Below are 22,769 nucleotides of genomic sequence, written 5' to 3'. Positions count from 1 at the left end.
GTTGCCGGTGATGCAGGTAGGGCGCGTCCGTCCCGGCGCGCCGCCGGAGCATGATGTTTTGCATCCCGTGGGCGGCGGGCTGGGACAGGCCCGCCCTACCAACAACATCGGGATACACGGGCAGGCCTGGCAATCCCTCTTTCTGGGTTGATTCCGCGGATTTTCGAGGCACATTGGGCACATGGTTTTCATGCGCCACGTCCTTGCCGTCTTTCTTCTCGCCGCGGTTTCACTGGCCCCCTTGAGCGCCGCGGAGGATCTCAACCGCGCGGATTCCGGACGCATCGCCCAGTGGGTGGGCCGCATCCTCGAGCAGGCGCATTACAAACACGCCATTTTCGACGAGAACATCTCGAAGACGTTTCTCAAAAACTATCTCGACGCCCTCGATTTCACCCACATGGTGCTCCTCCAATCGGAGGTGGACGCCTTGAACGCGAAGTACGGCAGCGTCCTTCACAAGCACACCCTACGGCGGGATGCGGCGCCTGCCTTCGAGATTTTCGACCAGTACCTGGCCCGTCTCACGGAACGAAATCAACTCGCCCAGAGGCTGATCAAAGAGCCGGCCACTGCCGATTTCACCGGCGACGAAAAATTTCTGATCACTCGAAGCAAAGCGCCCTGGCCCAAAGACGAAGCCGAGGCGGAAATGCTCTGGCGGCAGCGGATCAAATTTGAATTGCTGCAGGACCGCCTCGCCTTTCTGGACAAGGCGCGGAAGAAGGCCGAGGAACGTAAGAAATCAGGAGCCAAAGAGGAAACACCGCCCGCCTATGATCCGGCCGAGACCCTCAAAACGATTTCGAAGCGTTATGACCGGCAGCTCAAGAATATGCAGAAACTCAAGAACGATGATATTCTGCAGCTTTACCTGACTGCCCTGTCACGAGCCTATGATCCTCATTCCGATTATATGAGCGCTTCGGACGCCGCGGAGTTCGATATCAAGAGCATCAAGCTCTCCCTCACCGGCATCGGCGCCACTCTCCAATCGGAGGACGGCTACACCAAAATCGTCAGCCTCGTCCCCGGCATGCCCGCCGACCTCAGCAAACAGATCAAGACCGGTGACCGCGTCGTCGCCGTTGCCCAAGGCGCCGGTGAAGCCGTCGATGTCGTCGAGATGCCCCTCAAGGATGTGGTTCAACTCATTCGAGGGCCGCGCGGCACCGAAGTCCGCCTCACCATTATTCCGGCTGATTCCATCGGCGGTTCCGAGAAAAAGGTGGTGACCATCATCCGCGACGAGATCAAATTGACCGAACAATTCGCGAAAGCACGCGTGATCGAGCAACCCGGTCCCGACGGCAAGACCGCCCGTGTCGGGGTCATCACCCTGCCCCAGTTTTATGAGAACTGCTCCCGCGATATTGAAAAACTGATTGAACGGCTCAAGAAAGAGGATGTCACGGGCATTGTCCTCGATCTTCGCCGCAACGGTGGCGGGATTCTCGAGGAAGCCGTGTCCCTGACCGGACTCTTCATCCCCAAAGGCCCGGTGGTCCAAGTTCGCGACAAGCCCCTCCCAGCCCGTGCTCAAGTCTATCCCGACACCAATTCCAAGGTCGCCTACGAAGGCCCGGTCGTCGTGCTCGTCAGCCGCTTGAGCGCCTCAGCCTCCGAAATTGCGGCGGGAGCGCTCCAGGATTACGGACGCGCCGTCGTGGTAGGGGACCAGGCCACCCACGGCAAGGGCACGGTGCAAAAACTTCTCTCCTTGAAATCCTTCGTCGATGACGACTTCGGTCCCGACCCGGGCAAACTCAAGCTGACGGTTGCCAAGTTCTATCGCGTCGCGGGAACCACCACCCAAAAGATCGGTGTGACCCCGGATATTATTCTCCCGTCACGATACGATTATATGGAACTGGGGGAATCGAGCCTGCCCGATGCATTGCCGGCCGATGGAACCACTCCAGTCCCCTTCGCCCGCCAGGACCGTGTCACCCCCTTTCTCGAGCCGCTCAAAATCGCCTCGGCGGATCGCGTTCGCAAGAGCACCGACTTCGTTTATCTGAACGAAGACATCGAGTTGCTCAAAAAGCAATTGGCCGACCGCACCATCTCCCTCAATGAAGCCACCCGGCTCAAGGAACTTCAGGAAATCCGCGACCGGGACGAAGCGCGCAAGAAGGAACGCGCCGCCCGCAAGAACAACCCCGTGAAGATCTTCGATCTCAGCCTCGCCATGGTCGACAAGGATCAACCCCTGAAATTGTCCTCCGCCAGGACCACCGAAGCCCTTACCGCCTCCAACGAAACACCCCTGCCCAAGGAAGAGGCCGACGAGGAAGAACTGGATGATGTCACCAAACTCGACCCGCACCTCGGAGAAACGGTCTCGATCCTGACCGACTACATCAAGCTGCTCGAACTGAGAAAGGGCACCGCTTCAACCGGCGCCAACTGAAGTCCCCCCGCTTGACCGCCTCCGCCTCAGGGCGAATCCGCCAGGTGATCCATCGAAACTTGAGAAAGCCCCTGCCGCAAAATCTTGCGATAGGTTGAGGATGATCCATGGCCGGGTTAAACAAAAGAACTCCGCCGGGCCGGGGTGCGGAACGGCGAGTAACTTCAGCATCAAGTCAGTCGGGAGGTTCGAAGACCTTCCCTAACAAGCGCGCCCGCCCATGGCGAGCGCCGATTGATTCCAGGCGGCAGGAGTTGAGGCGGGTTCCATGGGGCGGCGCATCCGGAACAGCGCTTGATTTCGGAAATGGTGCCAAAGAGCTAAATCCAGGAGAAACCCAAGAATCGCCGTTCCCCATGGTCCCGTGACGGCGGCGCAGGCCAACATGGCGAGCCAAGGCAGAACCAGCGTCTTCCAGAAAACTCCCGCAGCGGCCTGAGTTTCCGCTTGAGTTCGCATGGACGCAGAAAGGCTCGCCCATCCAACAATCTTCGCCAGAATCAGCGACCGGATCGAACACCAGCCATAGAAAACGATTTCCAAGGGGCCTCGCGGATTAAGCCCGGCTCCTTGGAGCAGTCCGAGCAGGACCAGTCCGGCGAGTTGAGTATAGAGGAGCGGTTTCAGCAGAGATCGAGTAATAGCCTGGTGCAGCGTGAGCTCGAGGTAGTCACGATTCTCCATCGGACTCACTCGGATCAACTCCCAGACTCCGGACCTTTGCAGTTTGAGCGCGGCGCGACACACATGCCAAATCGTTCCGAGATAGACGAGCGCCGTGAACAGCCTCCTTACGTCAAACTCGCACAGAAGCCAATGGGTGGGGATGCTCGCAGGACTGGTTTCACTCAGGAAAAAGGGACGGAGTGCAAAAAATGCAACGGCACTCCAAGTCAATGCCAGGGCTGAAGAATCCATGCGCAACAGCTTCGCCATGAGTTCGTGCTTGAGCACAGAGGCAGGAGGTTCGGAAGAACCAGACGCCGAGGCAGGTCCTGGGATGGGAGAGAAGGTTGATCGAGACGAATGCGGCGCGGCGGCTCGTCGGACCTCCACATGCGGACTGGGCAGGAGAGCCGGGGGTGCGGTGTTTGGGATGGGTTCTGGGTCGGAGAGAACCTCGGGTCGGGTGGCTTCGGTGAGCTTTTCACCGGCAGCCGCGTCGTTGAGCCCTCCGCTCCAACGCAAGAGATCCAGTTCTGTGGCGGCGCACTCCAAGAAAAAACCACACGCCACCAGAAGGAGGGCCAGATGCGCCGCGCCGATCCAGGGGTTCCCCCCGAAAAAGACCGCCCAGACGAGACCGACACCGGGGAAGGCGAGCGTCAGGAGAATGTTTGCCACGTGATCCAAACCACTGCCAACCGCAAGACCGAGGACGGCCCCGATCACTGGAATGCCCCATTCCGCTCGCCCCTGGGAGGTTTGAGGTGTGGATTCTGGATTTCGAAGCCGCCACAGTCGTTTACGGCGCGAAGCCATGTCCATCGCGAGGTAGATCACGTAGAAGACGCCCAGCCAGAGGTAGGCTTGGCTCCGCCAGAATCCTCGGAGCACACCGCCCAACGCGCTGCGGGCGCGACGTGGAGAATCTCGCCGCCCGCGATTCCCGCGAAGCCACCGACCAGCGAAGCGCAGCTTGCCGAATGCAGCGACGGCTCACTGCTGCTCTCCATGCGGAATGAAGCCCGTGCCGGGCAGCGCGCGTGGGCAAGATGGAAGGACGGCAAGTGGAGCGAACCCCGGCTGGCTGTCACCGATCCGACCTGTCAGGCCAGCCTCATTCGCCATCCGCACGGCGAACTCCTGCTTTCCAATCCGAACAACCCGAAACGCCGGGACCACCTGACCATTCGCCACAGCACGGATAACGGGCAGACCTGGAGCGATGGGAAGCTGCTCGATCCTGGCTTCTCGATGTATTCGTGCATGACCGTGCTGCGCGACGGGCGCATCGGCATCCTTTACGAAAGCGGCGACACCGCCGGCCTTGTCTTTGCGCGCTTCCCGCTGGAATGGGTGCTGGAGAAATGATGACCAGCCTCACGAATCCCGCCTGTTGCGTTCAACTCGCCCTCCTTTACCGCGACACATTGCTTGATGACGGTGACGCAATGGGGTCAAGACATGATGAGGTCACCCAAGGTCGGTGATCCGCAGCTTCGTCTGATTCGCGGCCAACTCACTGCAAATTCCTCGCCACCTTGCCCCCTCCTCGATAAGAAAGGGGCTCGACGACAATGAAGACGCAACGCAATCGAATTCCGGTCACCCTTCTGACGGGGTTTCTCGGCGCGGGCAAGACCACGCTTCTCAACCACCTGCTGACCCAGCCTCACGGCTATAAATGCGCCATCATCATCAATGAATTCGGCTCGGTCGGCATCGATCATCAACTGGTCGTGGGGGCCGAGGAGGAGGTCGTGGAGTTGAGCAACGGCTGCCTGTGCTGCAAAGTGCGCGGCGATCTTATCCGCAGCCTGACCGAACTGTTCCGGAATCAAAAGAGCTTCGACTACATCATGGTCGAAACTTCGGGACTGGCCGACCCCGGTCCCATCGCCGCCACCTTCCAAGGGGAGGATCTTGCCGATCGCATCGAATTGGACGCCATCGTCACCGTGGTGGACGCGCCGCATATCGAGAAAGAGCTGAACGATGCTCCGGAGGCGTCCGCCCAAATCGCCTATGCCGATCTCCTTCTCCTCAACAAAAGCGATCTCGTCTCGAACGTCCAATTGGAATCCATCGAACGGAGGTTGCGGGCGATGAACTCGCTGGCTGCCATCCGCCGCACCGTTCGATCCCAGGTCGAGGTCGGGTCGCTCCTCGCCCTCGGAGCCCGAAGTTTGTCGAAGCCGCTCGAAATTCATTCCGCGCCTGCCCAGGCGGAGACGCACGAACATCACCACGACCACGATCACGAGCACGGAGAGCATTGCGGTTGCGGGCATGATCATGATCATGCTCATGATGATCACGAACACGAACATGAGCCTGTGACCGCTCGTCACGACGACCGGGTCAGCTCGATTGCGTTGCTCGAGGAGCGGGCGCTGGATCTGAAGAAGACAGAGGAATGGCTCGGCAGATTGCTCACGAACAAGGGCGGGGATTTATACCGAAGCAAAGGCATCCTTCACATCGAAGGACAAGGAAAACGGATCGTTTTTCACGGCGTGCAAACGCATTTTGAAGCCATGCCCGATCGATTTTGGAACGCGAGTGAACCGCGCCGAAGCCAGTTGGTGTTCATCGGTAGGGATCTCGACCGTCAGGAACTTGCCGAAGGCCTTCTGGCTTGCGTGGCTTAATCCGGATGGCGGAGTTCCACCCATGCACCTTCCTCGCAACTTGATCTTTCGGGTGCCGCGCCATCGTCATTCGTTCCGATGGGAATTCAATCGGCCCACGGTCAACGGGAGGGTTTCAGTTTGAAGACAGGGGAATTTTCACCCGAAGAGCGTCGCTCGCTGTTTTTCGCCGTCATGTCGATTCTTTGGGTGTTTCCGTCGTTGGGCGCGGGCTGGTTGCTGGCTCGAACGGACGGCACCGAACGACCCGTGCGGGAATTCGGTGATCGACCTTTGGAGTTTTGGATCGCCTGGCTGATTGTCGTCGCTCATCCCTTTTTCATTTGGCTAGGCTGGCGAGGGTTGCGCGCTCTGATACGCTCGGGGCTGCGAAACCACGGATGATACGGATTTCACAGATCGACCGAGGAATTTTTGCAAATGAGTCGTTTCATCCAGGCGGTCGAGAATCGGAAGAGAGTTCCAGCGCGTCAGGAGGACCGTCCCGATTCGTGCTCATCTAAAAGCCGCGGCCTTGAATCTCCTTCTGAGTAGATGAGGGCAGCCGTTGATCGATTGCGTTTCCAGGGAAGCAGGAGCAGATTGACACCTAACACTGAACGAACGGTAACATGCCTCTTTACGAATACGAACTTTGCGACGGCAACTGCGTGGTTTGCGGTGGAAAATTTACGCTCCGCCGTCCTCTTAGCGCGCCGGAACTGAAACAATGCCCGGCCTGCCGCAAGCCGGTGCGGAAAATCATTTCCAACGTGTTTTCACCCATGAAACTCAAGCCGTTGTCCATCATCGACGCCAAGAAAGCCGGATTCACCGTGCTCAAGAAAACCGGCAAAGGGGAGTACGAGCGGCAGTAACTCTGGAAACGGCCATTGATCAGCATCGATCTCTCGCTAGATCTGGGCGGCTAAGGCCCATCTCAAGTTTCGATCAATCACCCCGGGGACCTACCTCTACCGGTAGAGGGCTACCGCAGTCCAAGACGCTTCGCGACGGCGAGGCGGGTGGAGGATCCGCCAGGTCTTGGAGGGCGCCAGCCCTCTGGCGCTTTTCCGGCGTGGTCGAGCAAGGCGACGTGGTTGGGTCGAGGAGACTGGAACTTAAATCGCATCACGGACAGTTCAGTCCAGCGATGCGTTCCAATTGGACGCTGGACCCATACCTGGCATCCCGATGCGGTCGGCAGAGTGGCGCAGCCACCAAGTCAACTTGGTCGATGGCAATCGGCAGAAGGACCGGGAAAGGTCGTCCTGCGATGTTCATGCCAGGCACGGTTCGTCCTCTGCGACCTTTGCGCGAGGCAGATGAGGTTCCTCACGCAAAAGACGCGAAGACGGCAAAGAAGGTGTCGAGCGCATGGCTTGGTGGTAATCCGTCGGAGTGCCGACAAGCGGGTGGCGGGAACTTGATGAAGCGACAGCCAAAAATGCGCGGACGATGATTCGACAGACTCGCCGCGGCGAAATGGAGTCTCGCGTAGAGTGATGACGTCCTCCACGGACAACGTCTTTTCAACGCGGCGTGCTTGCATGGGGCGGATGGAGGGCCTTCGATCCGGGGCATGCGCCTCCGAAGTCGAGCGACCCAAAGGAGATGATCTCATCGAGTCAGGCGTGGGGCGAGTTCCCACTCCTCGCACACGGCCGTGCATCCCGATGTTGTTGGTAGGGCTGGCCTGTCCCAGCCCGCCGCCCACTGGATGCAAAACATCATGCTCCGGCGGCGCGCCGGGACGGACGCGCCCTACCTGCATCACCGGCAACATCGGGATGCACCGCGCACACGGGGATTCCCAACTTGCCAGTTGTCAGGAGCAAGTCTACTTTGACCCCGCAGCACACTCAGACGCGTAAGGACCGGGGAACCGGAGCGGCGCGTCGTCACATCAACACTCGACGCCATGGATCAGGACGCAAAAATCGACCTCTTTCGCGACGCTTACACGAGGCTCCGCCAGGAAATCGCCAAAGTGATTGTGGGCCACGATGCCATTGTGGAGGGCACTCTGACCGCCATCTTCGGAGGCGGCCACGTGCTCCTCGAAGGGGTGCCCGGCCTGGGAAAAACGCTCCTCGTCCGCACGTTGAGTGAAGTGCTCGACCTCTCCTTCAATCGGGTTCAATTCACCCCCGATTTGATGCCTGCCGACATCCTCGGCACCAATCTCGTCATGGAATCTCCGGATGGCCGCCGCGAGTTCCAATTCCAGAAGGGCCCGATTTTCGCGCACATCGTGCTGGCGGACGAAATCAATCGAGCCACCCCCAAGACTCAGTCCGCCATGCTCGAGGCCATGCAGGAAAGAAACGTCACCGCCGGAGGTGAAGTTCGCAAGTTACCCGACCCTTTCTTCGTCCTGGCCACGCAAAACCCCATTGATCAGGAAGGAACCTATCCGCTGCCAGAAGCCCAACTCGACCGCTTCTTTTTCAAACTGGTCGTCAACTATCCCTCGGCCTCCGAATTGACGGAAGTGCTCAATCGAACCACCGAGGGAGGCCGGGCGGAGTTGAGCAAAGTGATCGAAGGCGCGCGCCTCAAGGAATTGCAACGGCTCGTGCGCGAAGTCCCGGTGGCGTCGCATGTCAAAGATTTTGCCGTCCGGCTGGTTCTGGCCACGCATCCTAAAACCGACACCGCCCTGCCGATCACGAATCAGTATTTGCGTTTCGGCAGCAGTCCGCGCGGAGCGCAAACCCTGCTTTTGGGCGCCAAAGTCAGGGCGCTGGCTCAAGGACGGTTCAACGTCAGTTTCGAGGATCTGGAATCGGTCGTGGCGCCAGCCCTGCGCCACCGCTTGATCGTCAATTTCGAAGCCGAGGCGGAAGGCATAACCACCGATCACGTGCTCGCCCAAGTCCTCAAGGAAGTGCCGCGAGATCCCCAGCCTGTCACCGCCTGAGGGCATGAGCGCGCTGCTATCGCCTGAAACTCTGCGCCGGCTTGAACAGTTTGAGTTGCTGGCCCGCCGCAAATCGCAGAGCGCGGCTCGCGGGGAACGCCGGAGCAAGGCCCGCGGACAATCGGTGGAGTTTGCCGATCACCGCAATTACGCCACCGGCGACGATCTTCGCTATCTGGATTGGAATCTTTTTGGGCGGCTGGACCGGTTATTCGTCAAGCTGTACGAGGAAGAGCGCGAACTGCCCCTGCTCCTGCTCATCGATACGAGCGAATCCATGAGCTTCGGGGCGGCGCGCAAGCTCGACTTCGCCCTCAAAGTCGCCGCGGCCCTGGGCCATGTCGCACTTTGCGGTTTCGATCGCGTCACGGTCATGCCCTTTCCGGAAGTGCCCGAGAACGCGGGCGCGCGCATGGCCTTGCGAGGCATTCGCGGACGCAAGAGTTCCCTGCGTTTTCTCGAAACCCTCGGGCGGTTGCAACCGAAAGGCCCGGGGCGACTCAACGAATCACTCCGGCAGGCGGCCCTTCAATCGCCGCACGCGGGCCTGGCGGTCGTGTTGAGCGATTTTCTGGATCCGGAGGGCTACGAACCGGGACTGACCGCGCTGCTCGGACGCGGCTTCCAAGTGCATGCCATGCAAATCCTGGCGGCCGAGGAAATCGAGCCCGATTATTTCGGGGATCTGCGCCTTGTGGATTCCGAGACGGGCGCCGTGCAGGAAGTCACCTTCGGCAAGTACCGGCTCTCCGAATACCGGAAAATGGTTGAGGGATACTGCCTGCGTTTGCGCGAGTATTGCCAGACACGCGGCATGGGCTGGTTCCTCGCGCGATCCGACACCGATTTGGGCGCGTTTCTCCTCAAAGAATTGAGGCGGGCGGAGGTTTGGAAATGACGCGCCGGCCATGAATTTCCTCGACCCCTCCGCCTTTTGGTTCGCCGCCACCCTCCCCGCGGTGGTGGTTCTCTACCTGCTCAAACGCAAGCGACAGGTTCGACTCGTTCCCAGCACCATCCTGTGGCAGCGGTTTCTGGCTGAAAACCAGGCCAACGCCCCTTTTCAAAAACTCCGCAAGAATCTCCTGCTGCTGCTGCAAATTCTCCTCCTGCTGCTGGCCATCTTCGCGTTGGCTCGTCCGTTCCTCAGCCAGGATGTTCGCGGCGGACGCCTTCAAGTGGTCATTCTCGACGCCTCGGCCTCCATGCAAGCCACGGACGTCGCGCCCAACCGGTTCGAAAAAGCCCGACAGGAGGCGTTGAAATGGGTGGACGGCCTGGAGGACACCAGCGAAATGGTGATCGTGCTGGCGGGGTCCGTGACGGAGCTCAAGCAATCCAAGACGAGCGATAAATCCGCGCTGCGCCGCGCCCTGCAAGCCTGCCACGTCAGTGACGGACCCACGCGGCTTTCAGATGCTTTCAAACTGGCGGACACCTTGACCCGCGACCAGCAGGCAGACGCGGAAACGCACCTTTTCAGCGATGGCGCCGCCTCCGACTTGGCGGACTTCGAGAGCAAAGGCATGCGGCTCGTCTATCACCGTGTCGGAACGACCAACCATAACGCGGGCGTGGTGGCCCTGGACGTGAAGGCCAACCCGGAGAATCCCGCTCAGCGCGCCATCTTCGCGGGCATCGCCAATTACTCCTCAAACGCGCTGCAAGCCGAGCTCGAGTTGAGGTTCAACGATCAGGTGCTCGACTCGAAACCGATTACCCTCGATCCGCGGAGGTCCGAACCCGTCGTCTTCGTCGCCGCTCAATCGCCTGAAGTGCCGATCGGCAAGTTCACGGTCAGCCTGAAAACGACCGACGACCTCGCGGTGGATAACTCCGCTTCCGTGATCAGCAAGTTGCCCTCGCCGGTCCGGGTGCTTCTCGTCACCCGCGGCAACCGTTTTCTGGAGAAGGCCCTCCGTGCCGCGGGCCAGGTTGAATTGACCATCGTGGAAGACATCAAAACGCCGCCTCAGACGGACTTGGTGGTGCTGGACGATCTCACGCCCTCGGTATGGCCGGAACAGAACGTCCTGGCGATTCACACCTCGAACCCGGCCTGGTTTTCTGCGCCCCCCGCGCCCCTGGAAGCCCCGGCCATTGTGGACTGGAAAACCAGCCACACGCTGATGCGATTTGTCAGCTTCGACAACGTCCAGATCGCCCAGGCGAATGCGGTGCGGACGCCGGATTGGGCGGTGTCCATCCTCGATTCGCAGCAATCGCCGTTGATTCTCGCTGGAGAACGGGAGCGCCAAAGGATTGTCTGGGTGGGCTTCGACGTGTTGAAAAGCTCATGGCCGCGACGCCCGTCCTTCATCATTTTCATGGTCAACGCGGTGGAGTGGCTCAATCCCTTTTCAGGCAGTCCACTCTCGATTCGCGCCGGCGAGCCGTTCCGACTGCCGAAGCCGGAGGGCGTCGCAAAGGCAGAAGTAACTTTCCCCGACGGAACCACGCGTTCCCTGGATTTGGAACCCCAGTCCCGCGACATCGTCGTGGGCGACACCTCCCGGCAAGGCGTCTATCACCTCAAGGCGGGCACCCAAGAAACCCTGTTTGCCGTGAATTTACTCGATTCTCCCGAGAGCGACATCGCGCCGCGCGAGGAGATCAAACTCGGCAAATACGGCGAGGTGTCCGCCACGACGCTGAAAAAGGCCAGCCTCGAACTTTGGCGCTGGATTGCCGCAGCCGCGCTCGTGCTGATGTGCTGCGAATGGTGGTATTTCAACAAACGCACCGCGTGAACTGCCGCTCCATGCCATGGATCCTCACATGGGCTCTGGCCGCGTGGCTTGCCGCCGGGTGTTCCGGCAGCCACGGGCCGGAATCATCCGTGACTCTCTACACCTCGCAGGATCGGATCTATGCTGAACCCCTCCTCAAGCGGTTCGAGCAATCCACCGGGATCCGGGTGCGGACCGTGTTCGACAGTGAAGCCGTCAAGACCGTCGGATTGGCCAATCGATTACGGGCGGAGAGGAGCCATCCTCGCTGCGATGTCTTTTGGAGCAACGAATCCCACCGCGCGTTCGAACTCGCAAGCCAAGGCATCCTCGCCGAATTCAAGGGCTCCCACACCGCCTGCCGACATCGAGCCTTGGTCATCAATACGAATCTCGTGGCTCGGCACCAGGCGCCCCGCTTCCTCGCTTCTCTAACCAACACCGAGTGGCAAGGGCGATTAGCCCTGGCCTATCCGCTTTTCGGAACCACCGGGGCTCACCTCCTCGCCGCCCGCACCGCCATGGGCGATGCCGGTTGGAGGGCTTGGGCCAGCACGCTCGCGGCCCAGAAGCCACTCGTGCTCGACGGGAATTCCATGGTCGTGAAAATGGTCGGACTCGGACGCGCCGCGGCTGGCTTGACCGACTCGGATGACATACGCGCCGGACAACGCGAAGGGTTGCCGGTCGGGGAAGTGCCCATCGAGGACGTGCCCATGAAGTTGCGAGCCTTCGTCGGAATCGTTTCGGGACGTCCAGAATCCCCCGCCGCTCGACGTCTTGCCGATTTCCTCGGCGGCGAAGAGGTGGCGAGGGCTCTCGTGGCGAGCGGAGGGTTTGATGAGGTCGAAAGCAACGAACCCTCCCGCACCGTCGCCGTCCTGGCCGCGTCCACCGTCCGGCCAACCGGTGCTGATGCGACGTCGGGAATGGATTTCCTCCGGCAACTGTTCACCCGATGACCCCGACGGGCGCCATTCTCGCGAACAGCCTGGCGGTCGCCGCCGGGACGGCCGTCTCCGCTGGAGGTCTGGGACTCGCCGCCGCGCTCGCGACGCGCACCCTGCCGCGCGTTGTTCAAAACGCCATGCATGTTTTGGCACTGCTCGTCCTGGCCATGCCTCCGTTTCTGTTGCTCTCCTATTGGATCGGGCAAACCGGAGGGACCGTGCCCGGTGTGCGAGGTGGCACGTCCTATCTGTTCTCGCTTCCGGGAGGCGTCTTCCTGCTCTCCCTTTGGCTCTGGCCGATCACCACTCTGGCGGTGCGGGCGGCGTGGACGCGCTTGGGCCCGGGTTTGCTTGAACAAGATCCGGCCATCAAAGGGTGGATTCAGTTCCGGACGATGTTGTGGCCCTGTGCTCGCGGGGCGTGGTGGACCGCGGCGGGACTGACCGCCATCCTGGCATTGAATCAATTCACCATCCCCACCGTGCTGCAGATCAAGGTTCTGCCCGAAGCGGCCTGGATCGCTTTCAACACCCGCTTCGACACCGGCACCGCCTTGCTCCACTCCCTTCCGCTGGTCCTCCTGGGGTTGACTCTTGCTCCTTTTTTGAAGTGGCGCACCTTCGCACAACCTCTCGAAGCTCAGCGGCACCACACGGCCCGGTCAACGTCTGGTGCTGAACGATCCGAATCGAATTGGAATCCGCTGCGAGCGTGGCTTCGCGGCTGTTTGCATTCGCCCGAAAAAGTGGGCGCGGCGGTGTTCTGCGCCGCCTTGGGTTTCGTCTCGATTGGACTTCCACTCGGCGGATTGATGTTCGATGCCAGGACGTGGATCGAGTTGCCCGCCACAGGGCAGGCGAGTGCTGAAGCGGCCAAACAAAGTTTCGTTCTGGCGGCGGCCACGGCCACCTGTGCCACCGGTTTGGGCTGGATCCTGTCCCGGTGGAAAGTCTGCTCGGCTTGGATCGTGTTTTTCCTCATGCCCGGCTTCCTCTTTGGAATCACAAGCATCGCCGCATTCAATCGTCCCGGATTCGATGGATGGTATCCGTCGAATCTCCTCATCGGACTCCTGATGGTGATTCGCTACGCCGGCTGGCCCATCTTGATGCTTGTGGAAGCGCGGCGAACGGAGGACCGCGACCTGCTGGATGCCGCAAAGCTCGACGGGCTCAGGGGGTGGCTGCATTTTCACAAGATCCAATGGCCGCAATGGCGATCGCGCGCCGGAGCAGCCTGGACGCTGGTTTTCCTTCTCGCGCTCTGGGATGTGGAAACAGGCGTTCTGATTGTGCCGCCGGGAGGTGAAACCCTCGCTCTCCGTGTGTTCCACTTGCTCCACTATGGACACAACACCCAAGTCTATTCGATTTGCGCCATGCTGCTCATGATGGCGCTGGCTCCGCTCGTGTTCGGCGCCCTCGGAAAATACCTGGGATGGCTGGGTTCAGCGTTTTTCACGCGGACGGCGCTGTTGCTCTTGCTGAGTGGAGTCACCGCTGGAACAGGCTGCGGCTCGGCCAATCCTGACGAGGTCCAGTGGCGCAGCCGCTTTTTTGAATCCGTCCAGATCATGGGAAAACGCGGCACGGGACCGGGCGAGTTCAACAAACCCCGCTCCCTGGCGGTGGACTCCATGGGTTGCGTCTATGCGGCGGACATGACCGGTCGCATCGTGAAGTTTGCCCAAGATGGAGCGTTTGAGCGTTTTTGGGAGTTGGAAGTCACGGACAAAGGCAAGCCGAAGGGCATGGCGGCCGCCGCCCAGGGAGGTGTTTGGGTGGTGGAACCTCATTATACCCGTGTGACACGATTCGACGCTTTGGGAAGCAAGGTGGAGGTTTGGGGTGTGGAAGGCACAAACGCGGGCCAACTCGCGTTTCCCAGGTCCATCGCCCTGACGCCGAAAGGCGAGCTGGCTGTTTCCGAATATAGCCGGGTGGAGCGTGTGCAGGTCTTTTCCAACGACGGAAGAAGCCTCGTCCGGTCCTGGGGTCAGGGTGGCGCCGCGACGGGAGAATTCAATCGTGCCGAGGGGTTGGCTGTGGCACCTGATGGACGGTTCTTCGTGGCGGATTCCTGCAACCATCGAATCCAGGTCTTCGACTCGAACGGTCAACCCCTGGCTTCATTCGGCGGAGCGGGGACCGCCCCCGGAAAGCTGAGTTACCCCTACGATGTGAAGGTGAACGCGGAAGGCATGATCTTCGTGTGCGAGTTTGGCAATAGCCGCGTGCAAATCTTCGATTCCCAGTATCGGTCAGTGGAAATTCTGGGCGGTGCCGGATCGCGCCCCGGACAGTTCAACAATCCCTGGTCCATCGCCCTCGACGCCGAGGGCAACCTCTACGTCGCGGATGCGCTCAATCATCGGCTCCAAAAATTCTCACGTCGCAGCTCCACCCCTCTCGCCCCAGTCGCGAGGCCTTCCACTGCGGATTCGAGTCTCACCAACCTGACGAAGACGTTTTGAACTTCCGCTTGACCGATCCCTGGTGGTTGCTCCTCTGGCTCGTCGCCGTGCCTTGGACGCTGTACTTCCACTTCCGGTCGGATGTCGGCATGAGCGCCTTCCGCAAGTGGCTCGCCCTGGGCCTGAGGCTCTTCATTGTCACCCTCACCGTGCTGTCCATCGCTGGTCTGCAGCACCTCAAACCGGTGGAGGGCATGAACGTCTTCTTCGTGTTGGATCGTTCGGACAGCGTGCCTTCTCCCCAGCAGGAGGCAGCCCGGCAATTCGTCAACCAAACTTCCGCGTTGAAGAAAAAGGAGGATCGCGGTGGGGTCGTGGTTTTTGGCAGCTCGGCCAGCATCGAATCGTCCGCCAATCCTGTCGTCCACTTGCAGAAGATTCACTCCGTCCTTTCGACGGAGCGGACGGATCTCGCTGGCGCCATCCGGCTGGCTGCCGCCGCCTTCCCCGAGACCGGACAAAAGCGCATCGTCCTCATTTCGGACGGGAATGAGAATGTAGGAGACGCCGCCGCCGCCGCTTATGCGGCAGGGCCTCTCGGCATCAGCATCGACGTCCTCCCTTTAGGCGCGGCAAGAAAGAATGATACATCCATTCAGAAGCTCAGCCTCCCGCCGCAGTTGAAGAAGGGACAAACTTTCGATGTCAAAATCTTTGCTCAAGCCGACCGCCTGCAGTCGGGCAAGGTCCGCCTCTACCGCAACGACCAGTTGCTGGGGGAGCAGCAAGTCACACTCGATGCCGGAAAGAATCTCTTCTCCTTCCCTCAAACGCTCACCGAACCCGGTTTCTACAGTTACGAAGTGCAACTCGACGCGCCCGGCGACATGGTCCCGCAGAACAACCGCGCCACCAGTTTCACCAGCGTCAAAGGAGATCCTCGCATCCTGCTCGTTTCTTCCGCCCCGGAACAGGACGCCAACCTCGCCGACGTCCTGCGCTCGGCTCAGTTCGACCTCAAAGTCGCCGGCATCAACGGATTTCCGGGCAATCTGGCGGAGATGCAGAGTTATGACGCGATCTTCCTCTCGAACGTCGCCGCGGGAGATCTCGGCCTCGATCTCATGCGTTTGTTGGAAAGTGCGGTGCGGGACTTCGGCATCGGATTGGTCTGCATCGGCGGAGACCAGGCCTTCGCCGCCGGCGGCTATCGTGGAACCCCCTTGGAAAGCGCGCTTCCCCTCGACATGGAACTCAGCAGCAAGAAGGTGCTGCCGAGCGGCGCCATGGTCATTGTCTGCCACGCCACCGAATTCCCCAACGGCAATCAATGGGCGCGCGATATCGCCTTCGCCGCCCTCGACGCGCTCGGTCCCCAGGACGAGATGGGCATCGTCATGTGGGACGGCACCGACCGCTGGCTCTTCGAACTGGCCAAAGTCGCGGACAAGAAAGCCATGGGAAGAGCCATCGCGGGAATGAATCCTGGCGACATGCCCAATTTCCAGCGGGTCATGGAAATGGCCAACGAGGGGCTCAAGAAATCCAACGCCAGCATCAAACACATGGTGGTCTTCAGTGACGGGGATCCTGGCGCTCCCGACGCCAAACTCATGTCCGAAATCGTCGGCAATCGCATTACCCTCAGCACCGTCATGATCGGGGGACATGTCAATCCCGACACGATGATGGACTTGGCGACCAAGGGAAAAGGCCAGTTCTACGATGTCCGTTCTCCCGCGTCACTGCCCCAAATCTTCGTCAAAGAAGCCGCGGTCATCCTCAAATCCGCCATTTTTGAAGAGCCATTCAAGCCTCGACTGGCCTCCTCTTCCGAACTCACCCGCGGCATCGGCGGCGCGGAGTTTCCCATGCTCCGCGGCTACGTCGCCACTTCCCCCAAACCCAGGGCCGAGGTGCCGCTCGTGTCCGACAAGGGCGATCCGGTCCTCGCACACTGGCAGTTCGGGCTTGGACGTGCCGTGGCCTTCACCTCCGACGCCAAAGCCCGCTGGGCCGCGCCGTGGCTCTCCTGGGATCGCTACCGTCAGTTCTGGATCCAAGTGGCGCAATGGAGCTTGCGTCGCCTCGAGAACTCCGAGTTCAACACCGACATTTCCATCGAGAAAGGAGAAGGCATCCTCACCGTCGAAGCCGTGGACAGCCAGGGCAACTTCCGCAATTTCCTGAACCTGCAAACCGTCGTGGTCGGCCCCAAAGGGGAAAAACAAACCGTCCGGCTCCAACAATCCGGCCCGGGTCACTATGAAGCCCGATTCCCCACGAAAGAAGTCGGCATGTATCTGCTCAACCTGCTCGATTTCAAAGACGGCGTCGTGCGCTCGCGCCAGAGCCTCGGCACCAGCGTCAATTACTCCCCGGAATTCAACGCTTCCGAACCCAACACCCCCCTGCTCGGCCGCCTCGCCGAAACGACCGGCGGAAAAATGCTGGATCTGGAACGTCCGGAGGACAGCCCATTCCTCCATGATCGCAAGAAAACCCATCAACCCCGCGACCTTTGGGAATGGCTCCTGAAACTCGCCATCGTCCTCTTCCCGCTCGACATCGCCGTTCGCCGCATCCAGCCCGACTGGGAAGAATGGAAAAAGGCAACGCGCTCGTTGCGGCGATTTCTATTCTTTTGGGAGAAACCCGCCGTCACTCCCGACGCGGAGGAATCTTTGGGAGCCCTGCTCGCCCGTCGCGATGAAGTGCGAGCCCGCCGTCCCGCCTCCACCGCGGCGGATCCTGAAATCTTCAAACCCCGGGATCCTGCCGGCTCGAACGCCTCCGTCCTGGGGGATTTCTCCACGCCGCGCTCGGAACCCACCGCCCAGCCCTCCACCCCGACAGGTCAAGCAACCGTCTCGGCACCGGAGCAAGCCGGCGAAGAAGCGGGCACGACCAGCAAGCTTCTCGCCGCGAAGCGCCGCGCCCAGAAGCGAAACCTTTGACCGTCAAAGGTCTCCTCATTCGCGAGCCCTTCCCCACCTGGCGGGGACCACCACCACCGGCGTGCCGTCTCCTTCCGTTATCGTGATGCGCCTTCTCACCGGGACTTCCCGCACCACTTGTCGCGTCCCGCTGCCCGGCCAATCAATCTCCAACCGATCCACCTTCCCTGCTTTGCCCAGGCCAATCCATTGCCGAAACGGCGAGGCCCCAAACGAACCACCCGTCGTCACGGTCCGATAAATGACCCGCGTTTCCCGCCCCTCTTGCACGTGACACCGCAATCGCGCACCCAACCCGGGACGATTCGCGCTGATCCCGCGCAGTTCGATTTCCACCCATGCTCCCTCAGCCCCGGGGTTTTCGAAGAATACATTGGCCGCCGTGTCCCCCGAAAAGGCACCGCCCATCACCGCGTAGATGTCCAGATCACCATCTTCATCAAAATCGGCAAAGGCGACCCCGTGCCCTTTCTGCAAATGCCCCACTCGCGCCGCAGTCGTCACATCCTCGAACCGTCCACCGCCTCCGTTGCGAAACAGCCGGTTCGGCATGAGGGACGATAAATCAGGCTCGCCCGTGCCCAGATAAAGATCCGGCCATCCATCGTTGTCGTAGTCCCCCCAATTCGCCCCCATGGCCAGCAACAGACGGTCCAGCCCCGCCGCCCTGGTCACATCCTGGAATCGGCCCTGGCCTCCGTTGCGATACAAGCGCGGTTTCTCGCCTCCATGAGGAAGCCCCAAATAATCCGCCGCCACTTCACCGACGTGCGCCGCCTGATAACCACAAACAAATCCTCCCACCCATCCTGGTCAAAATCGAAAAACCAGGTGGGAAAACTATGCCAAGGCTCCTGAACTCCCGCAGCCTCGGAGGCGTCCTCGAACCGCATCAGGCCGGGACGGCATCGATTACGAAAAAGCACGTTCTTCCCGCCCAACACGCTCAGATAGAGATCCGGCTTTCCATCATTGTCATAGTCGCCCGCGGCCACGCCTTTGACCCAGGCACTCACTCCCACCCCTGCACTTTCTCCACACGACTCGAACGTGCCGTCTCCACGATTCCGAAAAAGCTGGCACGCATGAGCATGCCCGCCCCGCGTTTCATGACCGATCATCACATCAAGCCAGCCGTCCCCATCAAAATCCGCCCAGGCCGCGGTCTGCGTCGGATGCAGACTCAACAGCCCCGCCTCACGTGTCACATTCGTAAACACGCCGCCCCCCAGATTCTTGAGCAATGACTTCGGCAACCGGCCATCCTCTCCGAACCATCCCCCCCGCAACACAAATAGGTCCGGCAAACCGTCGTTGTTGTAGTCCGTTTGCTGAACATTCAATCCTCCCCACTCCCGATCCAACCCCGCTTCCCTGGCTCTTTCGGTGAAAGTGCCATCCCCGTTGTTGCGGTAATACTTTATCGGGTGGCGCATTCCGAGCGAAGTCACCACCAAATCGATGTCTCCATCCCCGTCAAAATCTTCCGCAACCGCTCTCCCGGAAAGCCTCGCGTCGTCCAATGCCAAAGCCGCCGCTCGATTCGTGAATCCCGGCACATCCCGGAACGAACGGAAAACCTCGGGCGGAATCAAATGTTTTCGCGGCACTCGATCCGGATAACCGCCCGCCGCCATCCACGCCAGATTCAACAGCCAGCGGGCGGAAAGATCCGAGGCGTCCGCTTCCAACTGCACTTGCAAGATCCGAATCGCCTCCTGCATGGGGCGCCGGCGGCGATGCACAGCCTCAGCGTCGAAGGGCAGGATGCAAGCGGAAGGCGAGTGCCCCGCGAGACAATTCTCCTGTTCACCCAGACGCATCCAGGCCACGGCTTCCGCTAGCCTCGGACCGGAAACCGATCTCGATCCATCCCGGCCCGGCATGCCCTGGACGCGCAAGCGTGCCACTTCCCCCCAGCGAACCGCCACCTCTTCCGCCCGTCCGCATCGGAGCAATTCCTCCGCCCACGATTCCAGGGTTCGCGCATACTCAAACCCCGATTGCCTCATCTGGCGGAGGCTCGACTCGTAACGCTCCACCCGCAACTCATTTAAGAATGGATGCTGCTCTGGATCGGCCTGGTCTGCCAATCGCTCCAGCATGTCCGGGATCGATTCAACTGCTTGGATCTCTCGTGAAATCTGGGCCGCCAAGCTCCCACTCCAAAACATCCATCCCACAAGAAAAAGGCGCCACCCAACGTTCATGAACCCCAACCGCTGGTTCCCGGAAACCCTCCCGATCGGATCGAAGAGGCCCGGAGTTGGACGTTCACTGCCGCGGCGTTGCATCCGGAGTCCCGCTCGGTTTCTGCTGTTTCAACCACGCCAGAAGATGGGCGGCATCGGACGGCGCGAGGGTCTCCGCAAAGGAAGGCATCAGCGAACCGGCTGAAATCATCACGGAACGGATCTCCTTTCGCAGGATCGTCTGCTCGACTCCATTCGGCAGGACCAACGTCAGGCTGGTCGCGCCTTCTTCCTTCAAAATTCCCGTGAGGGCGGATGACTCTCTCAACTCCAGCACCGTGGTTTCGTAGCCGGGCCGAATTCGCTCGCTCGGCAGGAGGATCTCCTTGAGCAGACTCTCTTCCGCCATGGCCGACTGGCCCAACAAGTCCGGCCCCACCTCGTGGCCTTCCTCGCCCACGCGATGGCACGTTGCGCAGGCCTGCCGAAAAACCTCTCGTCCACGATTCAAGTCGCGCGCACCCTGCAACGCACCGGTGAATTGGCGAAAGCGATCCTCCGAAATCTTCTCCAATGCCCCAGACCCAGGCCCGGGCCCATGCGCTGCGGCTCGCCAGCTTTCCGGACGCAGGATTTCCTCCAATTCGCGAACCGCCGTCCTGACCTCCTCGGAATCGCTTGAGAGGAAGGGCGCGGATTGATTTCGTGCCATCACCAAAGTGGTGGGACGGCGCGGCGCGTTCTTCCGGCCTTGGGCCAATCCCTTCAAGGCCGCCGCTTGCATGGCGGGTGGCGCCTGGCGCAAGGTCAACAGGGCTTGCTCCAGTTCTCCGTCGTTGCGGCGAGCCGCCAAGGACTGCGCCAGAGGGGTCAGAAATCCAGCGGGCGACAAAGGGTCTTTCACCCATTCCACCATCATTTCCAGGGCGCGCCCGGATAACGAAGACAACACCGCTGCCTCGATCCAGCGAACGGAACCGTGCTTTCGCAAGAGCGCCGCCAGCGCGGGCACCACCTCCGCCCTTCTGGACTCCCCAAGTGTCAACGCCAATTGAATACACACGCGCGGACTCCGTTCGACGGCTGCGGACGCCAGGACCGCCTTCAGAAGCTGAGCGTCCACCATCGATCTCAACCCGCTTTCGGCGAGTTCCAAGGCGTGTACTCGAACGGGCTCGGAGGGATGCGACATCCCCTCGATCAGGTCGGATTCGCCAAGTTTGCCCCACATCTCAAGCGTGCGCAGGGCGGCAATGATGGTGACCGACGTCGAACGCGGGTCTTTCAACAACCGTCGCAGGATCGTGACGGGCTCTTCCGGACCGCCGCGACCGTGCTCGGCCAGGAGACGTTGCGCCGTGCCACGCCGCCAAAACGAAGGACTGCCCAGTTCTCTGGCCAAGGCCGGGAGATCCAGTCGACTCATGTCGGCGGGATCGGGCCGGGGCATGTCTCGATGAGTCACCCGGTATATCCGCCCCCGATCATGTCCCGCGTACAGTCCGTATTGCTGTTGCAAATGCCGGGGAATCGCCGAGTAATCCTCGATAATCTCGCGATAATAATCCACCACCCAAAGACACCCGTCCGGTCCATGGGCCAGGTTCATGGGATGACTCCAGGAATCGTTCGAAGCGGCAAATTCGGCGCCCGCCTCATTCGGGGCACGCCGAAGTTTGAGAAGCACTCCGTCGGGTTCGATCACCGCCCGATGAATCAAGTTTCCCGAGGGTTCACAAACAAAGTAATGGCCGTGCAAGCCTGGCAGCGCCCGGTCCTGATAAATCATCGGACTGCACGCCGAGGTGAACCACCCCGCGGCGTCACTGTCGGAAGGACCATACCGGTCTCGGTAGAACTTGAAGTAAGCGGCATCCCCGGCGCGCTTGGTCCTCCAAGGATGCGCTGGAGCCAGAGGAAAAACACGCCGGTCCGCACCGCCCGCCTCCAAACCCGTAAACGCCGCCTCTCGATTCCTCGCCAGGTATCTCCATGGCAAAGGCGCGACCTGACGCCCCGGATCCACCGTGGACATCACAAAACGGTCGCCACTTTCCGTCATCGCGAATCCGAAAGTGCCCGTCGCGCCGGTGACCGGCTCGATGGCGGTGCCGTCGGCTCGAATGCGAAAATCAGTCCCTGGCAACTCCACGGGCTCGGCCAGTCGCGGTCCCACGATGCGTCCCCCGCCCGCGCCGCGTCCGAAGTAAATCCATCCGTCCAATCCCCATTGAGGAGCGTTGATGCCACGTTCCAACGCCCCGGTCTTAAATCCCGTGAACAGAATCTCCCGCACCTCCGCGCGGCCATCACCATCTGGGTCCGCGAGAAAAAGGATGTGGGGAGCACAGGCCACAATGACCCCGCCCCGCGCCGGAACCAACCCGTACGCGGGAGGCATATTCGTGGACCACAGATCGGCCCGGTCCATGCGGCCATCGCCATCGGTGTCGCGAAGCAACTTGACAGCCCCGTAGGTGCCCGCGTCGGCGGCTTTCTTGAAACGCTCCTCGGCTTGCACTCGCCGGACCACGGTATCGAGCTTCCCGCTCTTGTTCAGTTCCTCGATGTCAAGCTGGCCCTCGAGATTGTAACCATGGAGTTCGGTGACGAACAAACGACCGTATTCATCCCAAGCCACACCTGAAGGCGAAGCAATGATCGGCTCTGCCGCCACCAACTCCATGCGAAAGCCCTCCGGCATGCGATACGACGCGGCACTTTCCTCGGGAGAACGGGGTTTCGGCGCGTCGGTGGGCTCGGGTATCTGCCCCAGGAGTACCCCCAACCCACCGGACAGGATCAGGGTCGAGGCGGTGCGAAAGAAATGCGCCATTTGCATGACCATGGATTGAGACCGGATTTTGGACTCCATGACCCACCCCGGCAAGAGCGGAC

16 protein-coding genes are annotated in these 22,769 nt (G+C 60.7%); 11 read left to right on the top strand and 5 right to left on the bottom strand.

The window, feature by feature from the left end:
* Positions 1-190 precede the first annotated feature (190 nt).
* Positions 191-2,413: a tail-specific protease gene (locus FJ404_09475; protein MBM3823100.1), complete on the top strand. Its 2,223-nt coding sequence runs from the start codon at positions 191-193 to the stop codon at positions 2,411-2,413.
* Positions 2,414-2,614: 201 nt separating this feature from the next.
* On the opposite strand, the gene FJ404_09470 is transcribed toward FJ404_09475, so the two are convergent.
* Positions 2,615-3,367 carry a hypothetical protein gene (locus FJ404_09470; protein ID MBM3823099.1) on the bottom strand — a complete coding sequence of 251 codons (753 nt, stop codon included), beginning with the start codon at positions 3,365-3,367 and terminating at the stop codon, positions 2,615-2,617.
* Between the two features lie 72 nt (positions 3,368-3,439).
* On the opposite strand from FJ404_09470, the gene FJ404_09465 reads away from it, so the two are divergent.
* The 4 genes from FJ404_09465 (at position 3,440) to FJ404_09450 (ending at position 6,584) form a co-directional block, all read left to right on the top strand.
* Positions 3,440-4,447: an exo-alpha-sialidase gene (locus tag FJ404_09465; protein ID MBM3823098.1), complete on the top strand. Its 1,008-nt coding sequence runs from the start codon at positions 3,440-3,442 to the stop codon at positions 4,445-4,447.
* A gap of 206 nt (positions 4,448-4,653) precedes the next feature.
* On the top strand, positions 4,654-5,727 hold the full coding sequence (locus FJ404_09460; protein ID MBM3823097.1) for a GTP-binding protein: 1,074 nt from the start codon (positions 4,654-4,656) through the stop codon (positions 5,725-5,727).
* 78 nt (positions 5,728-5,805) lie between these two features.
* A complete protein-coding gene (locus FJ404_09455; GenBank protein ID MBM3823096.1) occupies positions 5,806-6,111 on the top strand; it encodes a hypothetical protein in 306 nt (101 codons plus the stop codon).
* 227 nt (positions 6,112-6,338) lie between these two features.
* Positions 6,339-6,584 carry a zinc ribbon domain-containing protein gene (locus FJ404_09450; protein MBM3823095.1) on the top strand — a complete coding sequence of 82 codons (246 nt, stop codon included), beginning with the start codon at positions 6,339-6,341 and terminating at the stop codon, positions 6,582-6,584.
* Between the two features lie 347 nt (positions 6,585-6,931).
* On the opposite strand, the gene FJ404_09445 is transcribed toward FJ404_09450, so the two are convergent.
* A complete protein-coding gene (locus tag FJ404_09445) occupies positions 6,932-7,492 on the bottom strand; it encodes a hypothetical protein (GenBank protein ID MBM3823094.1) in 561 nt (186 codons plus the stop codon).
* A gap of 135 nt (positions 7,493-7,627) precedes the next feature.
* Here FJ404_09445 and FJ404_09440 point away from each other — a divergent pair, with 135 nt between their 5' ends.
* Genes FJ404_09440 through FJ404_09415 form a run of 6 tightly spaced genes read left to right on the top strand, consistent with a single transcriptional unit; the run spans position 7,628 to position 17,679 of the window.
* Entirely contained in the window at positions 7,628-8,629 is a 1,002-nt protein-coding gene (locus FJ404_09440; protein MBM3823093.1) for a MoxR family ATPase, read from the top strand.
* A 4-nt stretch (positions 8,630-8,633) separates the two neighbouring features.
* Complete coding sequence (locus FJ404_09435; protein ID MBM3823092.1) at positions 8,634-9,527, top strand: DUF58 domain-containing protein; 894 nt, start codon at positions 8,634-8,636, stop codon at positions 9,525-9,527.
* 10 nt (positions 9,528-9,537) lie between these two features.
* Positions 9,538-11,379, top strand: a complete 1,842-nt coding sequence (locus FJ404_09430) for a VWA domain-containing protein (GenBank protein ID MBM3823091.1) — start codon at positions 9,538-9,540, stop codon at positions 11,377-11,379.
* A complete protein-coding gene (locus FJ404_09425; protein MBM3823090.1) occupies positions 10,644-12,320 on the top strand; it encodes a hypothetical protein in 1,677 nt (558 codons plus the stop codon). Before FJ404_09430 ends, FJ404_09425 begins: the two co-directional genes overlap by 736 nt.
* Complete coding sequence (locus FJ404_09420) at positions 12,317-14,782, top strand: hypothetical protein (GenBank protein MBM3823089.1); 2,466 nt, start codon at positions 12,317-12,319, stop codon at positions 14,780-14,782. Before FJ404_09425 ends, FJ404_09420 begins: the two co-directional genes overlap by 4 nt.
* A complete protein-coding gene (locus tag FJ404_09415) occupies positions 14,779-17,679 on the top strand; it encodes a VWA domain-containing protein (GenBank protein ID MBM3823088.1) in 2,901 nt (966 codons plus the stop codon). Before FJ404_09420 ends, FJ404_09415 begins: the two co-directional genes overlap by 4 nt.
* Positions 17,680-17,694: 15 nt before the next feature.
* Here the strand turns inward: FJ404_09415 and FJ404_09410 are convergent, their stop codons facing one another.
* Genes FJ404_09410 through FJ404_09400 form a run of 3 tightly spaced genes read right to left on the bottom strand, consistent with a single transcriptional unit; the run spans position 17,695 to position 22,746 of the window.
* The gene (locus tag FJ404_09410) at positions 17,695-18,483 is read right to left on the bottom strand and encodes a CRTAC1 family protein (GenBank protein ID MBM3823087.1); all 789 of its coding nucleotides are present in this window, start codon (positions 18,481-18,483) and stop codon (positions 17,695-17,697) included.
* Entirely contained in the window at positions 18,351-19,973 is a 1,623-nt protein-coding gene (locus tag FJ404_09405; GenBank protein MBM3823086.1) for a VCBS repeat-containing protein, read from the bottom strand. Before FJ404_09405 ends, FJ404_09410 begins: the two co-directional genes overlap by 133 nt.
* Positions 19,954-22,746 carry a c-type cytochrome gene (locus tag FJ404_09400; GenBank protein ID MBM3823085.1) on the bottom strand — a complete coding sequence of 931 codons (2,793 nt, stop codon included), beginning with the start codon at positions 22,744-22,746 and terminating at the stop codon, positions 19,954-19,956. Before FJ404_09400 ends, FJ404_09405 begins: the two co-directional genes overlap by 20 nt.
* Positions 22,747-22,769 lie beyond the last annotated feature (23 nt).

Source organism: Verrucomicrobiota bacterium (genome assembly GCA_016871495.1).
Lineage (GTDB): Bacteria > Verrucomicrobiota > Verrucomicrobiia > Limisphaerales > VHDF01 > VHDF01.
The sequence above is the reverse complement of the archived record's forward strand: the minus strand, read 5'-3'. Positions and strand labels throughout refer to the sequence as shown.

Coding starts and splice junctions, on each gene's coding strand:
- FJ404_09455 (MBM3823096.1), top strand. CDS start 5,806: ATGGGAATTCAATCGGCCCACGGTCAACGGGAGGGTTTCAGTTTGAAG.
- FJ404_09450 (MBM3823095.1), top strand. CDS start 6,339: ATGCCTCTTTACGAATACGAACTTTGCGACGGCAACTGCGTGGTTTGC.
- FJ404_09475 (MBM3823100.1), top strand. CDS start 191: ATGCGCCACGTCCTTGCCGTCTTTCTTCTCGCCGCGGTTTCACTGGCC.
- FJ404_09430 (MBM3823091.1), top strand. CDS start 9,538: ATGAATTTCCTCGACCCCTCCGCCTTTTGGTTCGCCGCCACCCTCCCC.
- FJ404_09420 (MBM3823089.1), top strand. CDS start 12,317: ATGACCCCGACGGGCGCCATTCTCGCGAACAGCCTGGCGGTCGCCGCC.
- FJ404_09460 (MBM3823097.1), top strand. CDS start 4,654: ATGAAGACGCAACGCAATCGAATTCCGGTCACCCTTCTGACGGGGTTT.
- FJ404_09400 (MBM3823085.1), bottom strand. CDS start 22,746: ATGGAGTCCAAAATCCGGTCTCAATCCATGGTCATGCAAATGGCGCAT.
- FJ404_09425 (MBM3823090.1), top strand. CDS start 10,644: ATGGCCGGAACAGAACGTCCTGGCGATTCACACCTCGAACCCGGCCTG.
- FJ404_09445 (MBM3823094.1), bottom strand. CDS start 7,492: ATGTTGCCGGTGATGCAGGTAGGGCGCGTCCGTCCCGGCGCGCCGCCG.
- FJ404_09405 (MBM3823086.1), bottom strand. CDS start 19,973: ATGCAACGCCGCGGCAGTGAACGTCCAACTCCGGGCCTCTTCGATCCG.
- FJ404_09440 (MBM3823093.1), top strand. CDS start 7,628: ATGGATCAGGACGCAAAAATCGACCTCTTTCGCGACGCTTACACGAGG.
- FJ404_09465 (MBM3823098.1), top strand. CDS start 3,440: ATGCGGCGCGGCGGCTCGTCGGACCTCCACATGCGGACTGGGCAGGAG.
- FJ404_09435 (MBM3823092.1), top strand. CDS start 8,634: ATGAGCGCGCTGCTATCGCCTGAAACTCTGCGCCGGCTTGAACAGTTT.